At 53.2% G+C, this 14,004-nt stretch carries 6 protein-coding genes; 3 read left to right on the top strand and 3 right to left on the bottom strand.

What is annotated here, in order from left to right; all coding sequences use genetic code 11:
* Nucleotides 1-464: 464 nt before the first annotated feature.
* Nucleotides 465-9,854, top strand: coding sequence for an autotransporter outer membrane beta-barrel domain-containing protein (locus tag N7387_RS09165; RefSeq protein WP_279798349.1), 9,390 nt, complete (start codon nucleotides 465-467; stop codon nucleotides 9,852-9,854).
* Between the two features lie 51 nt (nucleotides 9,855-9,905).
* On the opposite strand, the gene N7387_RS09160 is transcribed toward N7387_RS09165, so the two are convergent.
* Both N7387_RS09160 and tusA read right to left on the bottom strand, forming a co-directional pair.
* A complete protein-coding gene (locus tag N7387_RS09160) occupies nucleotides 9,906-10,745 on the bottom strand; it encodes a DUF817 domain-containing protein (protein ID WP_279798348.1) in 840 nt (279 codons plus the stop codon).
* A 22-nt stretch (nucleotides 10,746-10,767) separates the two neighbouring features.
* The gene (gene tusA / locus N7387_RS09155) at nucleotides 10,768-11,022 is read right to left on the bottom strand and encodes a sulfurtransferase TusA (protein WP_262881864.1); all 255 of its coding nucleotides are present in this window, start codon (nucleotides 11,020-11,022) and stop codon (nucleotides 10,768-10,770) included.
* Nucleotides 11,023-11,210: 188 nt separating this feature from the next.
* On the opposite strand from tusA, the gene N7387_RS09150 reads away from it, so the two are divergent.
* Complete coding sequence (locus tag N7387_RS09150; RefSeq protein WP_004236234.1) at nucleotides 11,211-11,879, top strand: 7-cyano-7-deazaguanine/7-aminomethyl-7-deazaguanine transporter; 669 nt, start codon at nucleotides 11,211-11,213, stop codon at nucleotides 11,877-11,879.
* A gap of 201 nt (nucleotides 11,880-12,080) precedes the next feature.
* Nucleotides 12,081-13,184: a glycerol dehydrogenase gene (locus N7387_RS09145; protein WP_279798346.1), complete on the top strand. Its 1,104-nt coding sequence runs from the start codon at nucleotides 12,081-12,083 to the stop codon at nucleotides 13,182-13,184.
* Between the two features lie 73 nt (nucleotides 13,185-13,257).
* Here N7387_RS09145 and N7387_RS09140 read toward each other — a convergent pair whose 3' ends face one another.
* On the bottom strand, nucleotides 13,258-13,926 hold the full coding sequence (locus N7387_RS09140; RefSeq protein ID WP_279798344.1) for a DUF3313 domain-containing protein: 669 nt from the start codon (nucleotides 13,924-13,926) through the stop codon (nucleotides 13,258-13,260).
* Nucleotides 13,927-14,004: the final 78 nt, after the last annotated feature.

The following is a 14,004-nucleotide window of genomic DNA, read 5'->3' as shown; positions in this document are numbered from 1 at the left end:
CACACACGTGACCGGCATTATTTTTTTAATAGAATAATGTAGTCCGGTTATACGCAACGCTCTGCCTGCCTCCGGACTGAACACCCTTTCCGGGGTAGTGATGTATCCTGTATTTTTTTTTATAACACGGTTTTTTCCTGTTACATCACATAATGTTCATCCCGCCGAAGCATTATCATTTTTTAGCCGCCCCGGTAATATTTACTTATCATTTTATATTTTCTTTCGGTAGTATTTTCACTACTCCGGAATATTTCCGATTACTCTTAATTTTATAAAAATATATTTTTTCTGTTTTATAAGACTATTAATTTCTGTACACCACAATGCGTCTGTATTAATTACCTTTATTTTAATACAAGACCAATTCTTACGTAAAAATACGCGCTCACTTTAAGAGTGCTATTTCCGTTGTCTTTTTTAAAGACAGCAAAAGAATTAATCAAAAAAGGAATGGTTTGGATATGAATACTATTTACCGTATTGTATGGAGCAAGGTTCTTAATACCTGGGTTGTCGCCAGTGAACTGGCCAAGGGAAAACAGAAAACAGCATCAGGCCGCTCCCTGTCAATTGCACAGCATTCCGCTTCCCGCCTGAGCCGTTACTTTAAACTGCATTTTCTGGCGACCGCGATCCTGTCCGCATTTACCGCAATTCCTGCTTATGCAATCAGCCCTTCTGAGTGCGCGGCCAGCAGTTCCTGTGTCAGCGTATCCTCATTTACTGAATTAAGAAATGCGCTGACAACCGGTGATAAAACAACAATATTATTTCTTAACGATATTAAACTCACCGGTAACATTGATGTTAAACTGACAGAAAATACCAAACAAAACATTGTGATTGATGGTGGCGGATATAAACTTGACACCGGAACCTCTTCGTTTAACTTCAACAACCTTAATAATGCTAACTGGGCTAATGAAAGCACTTTCACAGTCAGTAATTTATCAGGCTTAGTGAGCTCAACGTCTATTGGTAATTACATTTTTAAAACCGACGCAAATGCATCAACAAAAATTAATATTATTCTGGATGATATCGGTTCGGTTACTGACAGTATGATCGCCGTTCTGGGCAATATGGGCAATGCTGTTTCCCAGAATACCAGCAGCGAACTGACCTTCGGTAATATAACATCCCCCATTGCTCTGACCTTCGGCACCAACCATCAGCTTGCTCAGGCAAACAAAATTAATTTCACCGGTAAATTAACTATCAATGCCACGACAGGTTCCTACCCGGCCGTCTTCTGGTCGAATGCCTCTCCGGCGGAAAGTATTATTCGTTTTACCGCCGATGCCGATGTCAGTATAAAAACACCAAACCTGACCAATGGTGCAGGGTCAAGTAATAAGCATTATCAGTATCTGATGGACGATGGTGCAGCGTTTTCCTTAACATCCGATCAAAATATTTTTGGCAGTGATAATAACGGTCTTGTGCTGGGTTCCTATGACCCGGTTAATGGTTTTGGTAACGGGGTTTCACTCCGTATCGCGCGGTTCAACGGTACTAATTTTACTACCGGTGACGGCGTCAGTAACAGCGGCGGTATCAGCACCGGATACGATAACGGCCCGACAGGAAATAAAGATGTGGTATTTAACCTGGCGGGCGGCTCACTGATTAATATCAGCGGTACAACAAGCAACGGTATTCTGGCAACGAAAACAGGTGCAGGAAACAGCAGTAATATCTATCTTGCCTCCGGTGGTGAACTGATTACCGGAACCGGGATCAGCGCCGCACATGCCGGGAGCGGCAATATCGTACTGGAAAACAAAACCGGCGGTAAAATAACAGCGGTAACCGGTATAAAAGCAGTTCACAGCGGAACAGGTTCCGCATCACTGGAAAACCACGGTGATATTACCAGTACAGCGAACGGCATCAGCGTTTCATCAGCCAATCAGCAGACCGTCAATATTAATAATACCGGGGGTACGATCAATGCCACATCGGGGAATGCCGTTGAATCGTTGCTGAAAGCACAAATCAATATGCTCGGCGGTGTCATCAATACCAGTGGCAGCGCCACTGCGTTTAAACTGAATGATGGTACTCACCAGCTTACCGATATCACCGTTAATCTGAACGGCACCGGTAATATGTTTGCCAAAACGGCAGCGGCGCAGGCTGCCCTGACCGGTGTTACCCTGAATGTCCTCAACGGTACCGGGTTATCAGATATCAGCGGACTGACATTTAAAGCCGGTCAGAAGGGTAATAACACCATCAATGTGAACGGCTCCGGTACCGGTATTGCCCTGACTAACACCGCGTTATCCGGGCTGAACAGCGACGCACTGGATATCAACGTCAACGGTGCCGGTAACGGGATTGTTACTACCGGCGGTGGTGTTGATCTGAGCAACAGCAAACTGACCGTCAATGTGACCAGTCCGGAGGGAACGGCGCTGAGTATTGCCGACGGCAGCAGTAATATCACCACCATCGGTCAGAATATTCAGCTGAATGCCGCCGGTGCGACAGCACTGAGCTTTACCGGCACCGCCGGGCGTACACTGATCAATAACGGCACGATCGGCGGAGATGTGAAATTTGCCGGAAACGCCGCACAGACTATCACCAATAACGGCACACTTTCCGGTTCTCTGACCACCGGAAACGGTAACGATATACTGACGCTGGGTGCTGGCTCAAAAAGTACCGGCGCGATCAACCTGGGTAACGGCAATAACCAGGTAAACATTGATAACGGAGCAGATATCCACTCCGTCACAACCGGCAGCGGTGATGATATTTTCACACTGAATAATCTGACTCAGGGAAGTTCCTATCTGGGTGATATTGATTCGGGCAGCGGAAATAACACGCTTAACTTTAATCACTCCGCCGACACGCTGAAAAATGAAACCACACTGCGGGGATTCAGCAATATTAACCTGACTGACAGTGATATCACGCTGGCCGCTGACAGTAATATCAGCGGTGGTACGGTACTGCTGGATAAAAACAGTCAGCTTCAGTTCGGTAATACATTTAACGGTATTCTGAATGCCTCTCTCGGACACCTTGCTGCCGGTGACGGTAATGCGGTAGTGAGTAATAACGCGGCAGTCACATTAAGCAAAGCCAATACGTTTACAGGAAACTGGCTGATTGCTCAGGTCGGGACGCTGAATGCCGGCAACAGTAATCAGCTTGACGGAAGTTCACTGACGGTGGACGGTACGCTGAATCTGAGCGGAATCAGTGAGCTGAATAATGCACTGACCGGCAGCGGTAAACTGGCGGTTGACGGCGGCGGCGGCAACTTCAGATTCGGAGCCCTTACCGGCAATGCGTATACCGGTCATGTACAACTGAAAAATGCCCTGTTTTCGCTTTCCGGCCAGAATACCCAATCACTGGCACACGCTTCTCTTACCAACAGCAGCGGAACCACCCTGACCATCGGAAACGGGGAACAGGCGGTCGGTAATCTGGATCTGAACGGCGGCAAAACGCAATTTACCGGGGACGGAAAAATTGCCACAGGAACATTAAACGTCAGCAGTAACGGCATTATTCAGGTTGATCCGTTACTGAATACCGCCGGTAATCTCCTGGATGCCGACACCGGAACAAACAGTCAGCTTATCAGCAGTAACAATACCCTGACGGCAGAAGAGCTGGCGCGGCTTTCCTTACAGGATCTGTCCGGAAATGCGCTGCAGAACAATGTGACATCAGCCGTTATTCAGAATGGTGAAACCGTGGCTGACGGCGTGTATAACTATGCCTTATCCGGCGCCGGAACGGGGCTGAGTCTGTCATCACAACTGGATAGCCTGACTCTGCTGACCGGCAAAATACTGACACTCTCCACACAAGGGGCGGTTAACAGCGATAAAGCCTTAACCGCACGCCTGAGCGGAGCCGGTGCCCTGGCAATTGACGCAGGTGCAGAAACACTCACCATCAATAATTCCGGTAATAATTATACCGGTAATACCCTTGTCCGTACGGGTACCCTGGCACTGGGCAGTGATAACGCCCTCGGTCAGACCTCATCACTGAATGTCAACGCTAACGCGGCAGCAAATCTGGCGGGTCATACCCAGACCACCGGCGCACTGGAAAATGCCGGACTGGTGACACTCGGTAATGGCGGCGTGCTCAACAGCGGTGCCATGAGCAACAGCGGCACCGTGGATCTCACCGGCGGGACGCTGAATCTCTCCGCCGGCGGCACCTCATCGGCGACCGGCGGCCTGACCGGTAACGGCACTCTCAGTGTCACCGGCGGCGATCTGTCTGTCTCAGCCGCCAACAGCGGTCTGGCAGGCACCACGCAGATTGGCAAAAACGCCTCCGTCACCCTGCGTGACAACGGTACCCTCGGCACGGCGGCGGTGGCTGTCACCGGCACCCTGAACCTGCTGGCGGATAACCTCACCCTGGTGAATGCCCTGAGCGGCGACGGTCAGGTCAGCACACAGGCCGCCGTCACCCTCAGCGGTGATAACCGCAGCTTCACCGGCGAACATCACCTGAACAGCAACGGCAAACTGACCGTATCGCAGGCACAAAACCTCGGCGCAGACAGTGCCACGGTTCATCTGGATGCCGCCGGTGCCGGACTGGTTCTCAGCAACCTGAGCGGCAGTATTCACAATGCGCTGTACGGCGTCAGCGGTACCACGGTGTCTGTCACCGGCGGCAGCAAGGCGGAGATGACCGCCGATAACAGCGGCTTCCTCGGTAACTGGCAGGTCAGCGGTGACAGCCTGCTGCGTGTGGCTGCCGGAAACAACCTCGGCAAAGACAGCAGTGTGAATCTGGCTGCCACCGGCGATACCCTGCAACTGGCCGGTTATCAGGGCATTTTTGCCAACAATGTCAGCGGCAGCGGACTGCTCAGCCTGACCGACAGTGCCGCCGTCACCCTCGACAGCACACAGAAACTCGGTGCGGATCTGGCTGTGGGGATCGCGGACAACAGTGCCCTGACCCTCAGCGATCTGGCCGGGTTTGACCATGCCCTGACCGGCAGCGGCACCCTGAACATCAGCCGCCATAATGCGGCGGACACCTTTGATTTCGGCAGCAAAACCGGCACCGCATTTGCCGGGAATGTCAGCCTGAAAAACACCACCTTCGATCTGACTGCCGGTAATACCGCCGCGCTGAGCAAAGCCACGCTGACCGCCGGGACGGACAGCACTGTCCGCGCCGGACAGCAGGACAGCACGCTGCACAACCTGACCGTCGATGGCGGTACCCTGGAGTTTGAGGGCGGCGCACCGCAATCCAAGGCCACCGGTATCATCAATGCCGATACACTGGCACTGAACAAAGGAACCGTCTCCGTATCCGGCACAGCAGAGTGGAACAATGAAACACCGGTCATTGCACCGGATCTGTCTCTGCTGGAGCAGGATCGCGGCAATATCATGCAGACACTGATCAACGCCGGACAGGTATCGGGCACCACCTCTGATATCGGTTTGGTGATCAACGGCGTGACTGTCGGCAGCGACAACCAGGCGGTACAGTCTGCGGTGAAACAGGACGGTACCACCGTGGCGAATGCCACACACAATTACGGACTGTCCACATCGGACAATAAGGGCGGCAACGGCCTGTTTGTGAAATACAGCCTGAGCGCACTGGAACTGCTGACCGACGGAACAGATGCCCTGCGCCTGACGACAGAAGCCGGTGCAGACGCCAACCGGACGCTGAATGCCCTGCTGACCGGCAGCGGCGGTTTGCAGGTTGATGCCTCACGCGGCGCACTGACCCTGGCCAACAGCAACAACAGTTACCGCGGCATCACCACCGTCACCGCCGGGATACTGAAACTCGGGGCAGACAATGCCCTCGGTCAGACCTCGTCGCTGAAGGTGAATACCGGCGCGGCAGCAAATCTGGCGGGTCATACCCAGACTACCGGCGCGCTGGAAAACGCCGGACTGGTGACACTCGGTAATGGCGGCGTGCTCAACAGCGGTGCCATGAGCAACAGCGGCACCGTGGATCTCACCGGCGGGACACTGAATCTCTCCGCCGGCGGCACCTCATCGGCGACCGGCGGCCTGACCGGTAACGGCACCCTCAGTGTCACCGGCGGCGATCTGTCTGTCTCAGCCGCCAACAGCAGTCTGGCAGGCACCACGCAGATCGGCAAAAACGCCTCCGTCACCCTGCGTGACAACGGCACCCTCGGCACGGCGGCGGTGGCTGTCACCGGCACCCTGAACCTGCTGGCGGATAATCTCACCCTGGTGAATGCCCTGAGCGGAAATGGTCAGGTCAGCACACAGGCCGCCGTCACCCTCAGCGGTGATAACCGCAGCTTTACCGGCGAACATCACCTGACCAGCAACGGCAAACTGACCGTATCGCAGGCACAAAACCTCGGCGCAGACAGTGCCGCAGTTCATCTGGATGCCGCCGGTGCCGGACTGGTTCTCAGTAAGCTGAGCGGCAGTATTCACAATGCGCTGTACGGCGTCAGCGGCACCACGGTGTCTGTCACCGGCGGCAGCAAGGCGGAGATGACCGCCGATAACAGCGGCTTCCTCGGTAACTGGCAGGTCAGCGGTGACAGCCTGCTGCGTGTGGCTGCCGGAAACAACCTCGGCAAAGACAGCAGTGTGAATCTGGCCGCCGCCGGCGATACCCTGCAACTGGCCGGTTATCAGGGCATTTTTGCCAACAATGTCAGCGGCAGCGGACTGCTCAGCCTGACCGACAGTGCCGCTGTCACCCTCGACAGCACACAGAAACTCGGGGCGGATCTGGCTGTGGGGATCGCGGACAACAGTGCCCTGACCCTCAGCGATCTGGCCGGGTTTGACCATGCCCTGACCGGCAGCGGTACCCTGAATATCAGCCGTCATAATGCGTCAGATACCTTTGATTTCGGCAGCAAAACCGGCTCTGCGTTTACCGGGAATGTCAGCCTGAAAAACACCGGGTTTGTTCTGGATAACCTGAATACAGCAGCGCTGACAAATGCAACCCTGATCCTTTCAGAAGGGAATATCACCTCCGTGTCCGACGGCGTGCAGAAAATCGGCGGCCTGACCATGAACGGCGGTGCATTAGCCTTTAATCATATCACGGACTACAGCGGTGAATTCCGCTCAGAGGGCACGATTGAGGCAGGTACTATTGATGTTACCGGCGGCGGTGAAATCCGGGCTAAATTACCGGGTAACGTAACCCCGGGACTGGAAGGTATGTCGCTTCTGGAACTGGATGAAGGATCGGTCATTGTCAGTCTGGCCTCCGGACAGGCGAAAGGTTCGGGCAGTGAGCTGACGCTGACCGATGAAAATGGTCAGCCACTGAGTCAGGATGTCTATGCGAATGTGTCAAATACCGGCTCAACAGTCACATCGGCAAAAGGCACATTTAATTACGGACTGACAACCGGGGCGAAGTATGACGGCCTTTATATCAACTACGGTCTGAAAGCCCTGGAACTGCTGGCCACCGGCGATGATGCACTGAAGCTGGAAGCCACTGCCGCCAAAAACGGTACGCAGTCCAACGGGCTTTCCGCACTGGTATCCGGCAGCGGAGACCTGGTATTTGCAGCGGTTGATGACAACGCGGTAGCCTCTCTGTCGAACGGCAAAAACAGCTACACCGGTGCGACCCTTGTCCGTAAAGGGCATCTTCGTGCCGATGCGGACGGTGCGCTGGGACAGACATCCGAACTGGCGCTGGCAGACGGAACATCTGCGGATATGAATCAGACACGCCAGACCATCGGCGCATTAAATACAGCGGAAGGCAGTACACTGCTGCTGAATGACGGTCATCTGACGATTCAGAACGGCGGAACAGCAGCCGGACAACTCAGCGGTAAAGGTGAACTGACCCTGAACGGCGGCGAACTGACGCTTGCTCAGGCAAACACCGCACTCAATGCCGTTGTGAACATTGCCGCAGCCGCACAGGCTAATCTGAACGCAGTGAACGGACTGGGAAGCGGCGATATCCGCAATGACGGTAAACTGGTTCTCAGTAATACACAGGGAAATTTCACCAATAATCTCAGCGGACAGACCGGCCGGGTGGATTTAACCAATAACAGTGCCGTTTATCTGAGTGGTGATAACCGTCAGTACAGCGGCCTGTTCTCGACCGCCGCAGGATCATCGCTTACCGCTTCGCATGCCGATCAGCTCGGAAACAGCAGCGTGCAGAATGACGGGGTATTGCATCTGAACACAGATACCACCTGGGCCTTTACCAATCAGGTCAGCGGCAGCGGTGACATTATTAAGAACGGCAAAGGCACGCTGCAACTGACTGACAGCCACGTGTCTGCGGGTAACACACTGGTCGAAAACGGATTATTACAGTTAGGCGGTGATAAGCCGGTCACATCAGTCACTGTCGGCGATATGGATGGTTATCGTAATCCGGTCGTCACGGTGGTAAATAATGTTGTCAGTCTGACCAGTAACGTTTCTGTCAGCAGTCAGGGCGCCATCGGCGGTTACGGACGTGTCAATGGCAATGTCAGTAACGCCGGGCGCATCATCATGCCACATGCACTGACCGGAAACAGTTTTGCTGATTTCACCATTAACGGTAACTACAGTGGTAAAGACGGCAGCAGGCTGATTTTTGATACGGTGCTGGCCGGTGATAATGCCGCGACAGACCGCCTGGTGATCACCGGTAATGCAGACGGCAGCAGTAAAGTCACTGTTCATAATATCGGCGGTCACGGTGGTGATACGGCTGACGGTATTAAGATTATTGATATTGCCGGGCAGTCCGGCGCGAACTTTGAGCTGGAAGGCCGGGTGGTTGCCGGTGCTTATGAATATCATCTGTATCAGGGCAGTACGTCAGCACCGGGTGACGGCAACTGGTATTTACGCACTGAAAATCCGGATCGTCCGGAAGCCGGAAGCTACACCGCAAACCTGGCGGCGGCAAATACGATGTTTGTCAGCAGTATGGCTGACCGCAGCGGCGAAACCCTGTATACCGACATCATGACCGGAGAGAAAAAATCAACCTCCATGTGGTTACGTACCGCGGGCAGTCATAATCGTTCCCGTGATAACAGCGGTACGCTGAAAACACAGGATAACCGCTTTGTGACACAGTTTGGCGGTGATGTGGCCCGGTGGAGCGGTAATGGCAGTGATCTGTGGCGTACCGGCCTGATGGCCGGTTATGCCCGCAGCCATAACTCGTCGGTGACTTCCGGCAGCAACGCCCGCTCAAAAGGGACCAGTGACGGCTATAATATCGGCCTGTACGGCACCTGGTTTGCGGACAGTCAGACCCGCACCGGCGCTTACGCGGATAGCTGGGTACAGTACAGCTGGTTCCGTAACGAAGTGAACGGTGAAGGACTGGATACCGAGAAGTATGATTCCAAAGGCTTCACCGCCTCGCTTGAAGGGGGTTATATCCTGAAAGCGGGCGAAAGTCAGAATCACCAGTTCTGGGTTCAGCCAAAAGCACAGGCTGTCTGGATGGGCGTCAAAGCCGATGATCATACCGAAGCGTCGAATACCCGTATCTCCGGTAACGGTGACGGTAATATTCAGACCCGGCTGGGTGTCAAAGCCTTTATGACATCATCACCGCAGGAAGGCGGAGAGAACGATCAACTGCTCAAACCGTATGCTGAACTGACCTGGGTTCATAACAGCAAAGATTTCGGTACAACACTGACCCATGAAACCACCGGCAGTTATACGGTGAAACAAGGGGGTGCCGCGAATATTGCAGAAGTGAAACTGGGAATGGAAGGTAACGCCTCTCCGCAACTGAATATGTGGGGGAACGTGACACAGCAGGTCGGGGATAAAGGTTACAGTGATACCGCCGTTATGCTCGGTGTGAAATATAATTTCTGATAAGCGCGCCGTAACCGCAAACTGAAACGCCCCCGGTAACCGGGGGCTTTTTTATTTCACCACCAGAATCGTGGCTTTAATATGTTTGAGGTACGCCACAATCGTAAAGGTAACAATCACCAGCAGCGACCAGGATGCCCACTTTCCGGCATGCACCGTCGCCCACGCCCCGATCTGATTCGGGTACTGCCAGACGCCGAAAAAGGTGCCGAAGTTTTCCGCCAGCCAGATAAAAAAGCCAATCAGTACGAAAGCGAGCAGCAGCGGCATACGGCGTTCTTTATCATACGGCGTGTAATAAACCATGGTTCGTGCATACATCCCGAGAATAAACGCGGTGAGATACCAGCGGTAATCGCCGATAAAGTGATGGGCAAAGAAATTGACATAAATTGCCAGCGCAATCAGGGTTGCCAGCCAGTACGGCGGGAAGTTTTCAATTCTGACATTCAGGAAGCGCCACGCCTGAATTACATAACTGCCGACCGCCGCATACATAAACCCGGTGAATAACGGCACATTCCATAATTTGGTATACGCCGCATCAGGATAGCTCCACGATCCGATGGCGGAGGAGGTTTTAAACAGCTCCATGACAAAACCGACCACATGGAAAATACAGATAGCTTTCAGTTCATCCGTGGTTTCCAGCTTTTTCCACACCATCGCGGCCTGAAACAGGACTGCCAGGATCAGCAGAAAATCATAACGGGGGATCCCCGCGACACCGGCAGCCGGTACCAGAAACAAGGCGAGAAAAAAGAAGGCGGCAAACAGGCATGCCCGCGCCTCTTTCAGACCGAAAAACCAAAATTCAAGGATAAACCGGCGCCAGCCGGTCAGAGATGAGTGTTTCTGTGCCAGCAGAAAGGTATCAAAGCGGTCAAGCATGGTTCAGTCCCTGAAAGAAGGATTACAGCGCGCTCTCTTTTTTGCGGATCAGATAACGGTACGGCGCGGTTTCAGCGTCCTGAGCCACCAGCTCATGCTCCATAAAACGGCAGAACCCGGGAATGTCCCGCGTGGTCGCCGGATCATCCGCCACCACCAGCAAAATGTCACCGGTATTCATCCCGCGGATGGTTTTACGCACCAGCATCACCGGCTCCGGGCAGCGCAGCCCGAGTGTGTCGAGTGTTTTATCGGCACAGGAAAAAGTATCAGACATCATGATTGTCCTGTTAAGTAACGAATCCGGGAATTATACCGGAAATAAACGTCCTGCGCCGCTTCTGTGTCGTTAATCCTTCAGCCGCTCCCGGCAGGGAGAGTCCTTTGCTTTTGTTGCGCAAACGGCGTATTATTGCGCGCTGAGATTATTGGGTTCCCTCACCCCAACCACCAAAAAGGTACAATATGTTTGATTTATCTGCCCGCCAGCGGCGCACAGCGCTTATCTGGTTATCACTTTTTCATGTTCTGATCATTACCTCCAGTAACTACCTGGTGCAGTTGCCGATCACCATTTTCGGCTTCCATACCACCTGGGGGGCTTTCACGTTTCCGTTTATTTTCCTGGCGACCGACCTGACCGTCCGTATCTACGGCGCACCGCTGGCTCGGCGGATTATCACCTCGGTGATGATCCCAGCACTGGCGATTTCCTATGTGGTCTCCGCCCTGTTTTTTCAGGGAGAATGGGCCGGTTTTGAGGCTCTGTCGCACTTCAACCTGTTTGTGGCGCGGATTGCCGCCGCCAGCTTTATGGCGTATGCCCTCGGACAGATTCTGGATGTGAATGTCTTTAACCGCCTGCGTCAGAACCGCCGCTGGTATGTGGCACCGGCTGCCGCCATGTTTGTCGGCAACCTGATCGATACCCTGGCTTTCTTCTTTATCGCCTTCTGGCGCAGTACCGATCCGTTTATGGCGGCAAACTGGGTGGAAATCGCCCTGGTGGATTACAGTTTCAAAGTCACTATCTGCATGCTGTTCTTCCTGCCGGCTTACGGCGTGCTGCTTAATCTGATCCTGCGCTCTTTTTTTGCGCAACGCGCTGACGGTTCCCTGCCCGCGCATCACTGATTATTCATTTTTCTGACACGCAGAGGCGCTATCCTGCCTCTGTGCTGTCGTCTGTATCACATTTTCCCGATCTGCCCCCGTGCTCCCGGCCCGTACAGTGCGTCAGCTCTCACATATCCGTTACTGTAACTGTTAGTCTGATTCAGACGGAATACTATCCCTCACTGACACCATAACGCGAATGCATTCAGGAGTTTGAGTATGTTAAAAGTGATCCAATCCCCGGCCAAATACATTCAGGGTCCGGACGCGCTTTACCATGTGGGTAAATACATCAGACCATTAGCGGAAAAAACGTTGGTGATTGCTGATAAATTTGTCCGCGAACTGGTGGGCGATATTGTGAATGACAGCCTGAGCGAATACGACGTCAGCGGTGTCTTTGAAACCTTCGGCGGCGAGTGTACGCACGAAGAGATCGACCGTCTGACCAAACTGGCGAAAAACCACAAATGCCAGGCGATACTGGGTGTGGGCGGCGGTAAAACACTGGATACCGCCAAGGCTGTGGCGCATTTTGCCAAACTGCCGGTGATCATTGCCCCGACAATCGCATCAACCGATGCGCCGACCAGCGCACTGTCCGTTGTTTATAATGAACTCGGTGCGTTCGACAGCTACCTGTTCTATCCGCAGAACCCGAATGTGGTGGTGATGGATACCAATATCATTGCCCGCGCACCGGCACGCCTGCTGGTGGCCGGTATGGGTGATGCACTGGCCACTTACTTTGAAGCCCGCGCGTGCAGCGCAGCCGGAAAAGCCACCATGGCAGGCGGCACCACCACTCTGGCGGCGCTGGCACTGGCGAACCTCTGCTTTGACACGCTGCTCAGCGACGGCATTAAAGCCAAACTGGCGGTGGAAGCCGGGGTCAGCACCAAGGCGGTGGAAAACATCATTGAAGCCAACACCCTGCTCAGCGGGCTGGGCTTTGAAAGCGCCGGTCTTGCAGCGGCACATGCTATCCACAACGGCTTTACCGCGCTGGAAGAGTGCCACCACATGTACCACGGTGAAAAAGTGGCGTTCGGTACTCTCGTGCAGTTAGTGCTGGAAAATGCTCCGGCGGAAGAGCTGGAAACCGTGCTGGAGTTCTGTGCTCAGGTCGGTCTGCCAATCACCCTAGAAGAACTGGGTGTGGACAGCATCGGTACCGAGCTGGAAGAGAAAGTCATGGCGGTTGCCGAGCTGAGTTGTGCAGACAACGAAACCATCTACAACATGCCGTTTGAAGTCGATTCTGACCAGGTCTATGCCGCGATTATGGCTGCTGACCGCATGGGTCGCGACTGGCTGTATTAATCTGCTTATTATGCTGTTCCGTAACGCCCGGGATAACCGGGCGTTACTGTCTGTAATCCGCTGCCGGTATTCATTATGCTGCGGGCAGGATCTCTGCGGCAATCGTATCCACTGCGGCTTTCAGTTCTTCTAATGTGATTGTCTGGTCTTTGTTGCTCATCTGCTCCCCTTTATTTTTGCGGATCGCTTCAAGATACGGTTTTTTTGATACGGAATCCGTTATTTTCCATTCAAAATAGATGGACGTGTCCGCATCACGGTTGCCGATCGCCAGCTGTGTTCCGGCAACGATCAGCATCACCGGCAAGACCTCATAGGGTTTAAAATCTTCGTTAGTGACCTTAACAGCGGTCACCACGCCCTCAAAACGCAGCACACCCGGTGCAGCCGTTTCCGTCAGCTGATACCGCTTTGCCAGCTCATTTTTGATCTGCTGATTAGTGTAATTGAGCAAAACAGTCATAAACTGTTTACCCATTTTGTTATTTTCATTCAGCGGCTTAAACACAACCGGTGTGAAGATAAGCGTTGCTTTCGGGTTTTCTGCCGTGAAATCGTCAGAACGCCAGGATTTAATCACCTCACCGGAGGCTGTTTCTGTTTCGGTCAGGCGCTGATAATCACTCAGAAAATCAGATTGTTCGGCGTGATCCGGTAAACGGCTTGAACAGGCAGAAAGCAGGAATACCATTGACACGGCAATAATACAGTTAGTGACTGAATGTGATGCGAACTTGTTCATTTTCCTCTCAATATCTTTATCATTTTCTTTAAAAAATCCGCCCGATGCTAGCACCGGGCGGGAGAAAAAAGTGAATGG

The sequence above is a fragment of the Morganella sp. GD04133 genome, from assembly GCF_029835375.1.
In the GTDB taxonomy this organism is placed as follows: Bacteria; Pseudomonadota; Gammaproteobacteria; order Enterobacterales; family Enterobacteriaceae; genus Morganella; species Morganella morganii_B.
Note: the sequence above shows the minus strand (reverse complement) of the source record. Positions and strands in the feature narration are given on the sequence as shown.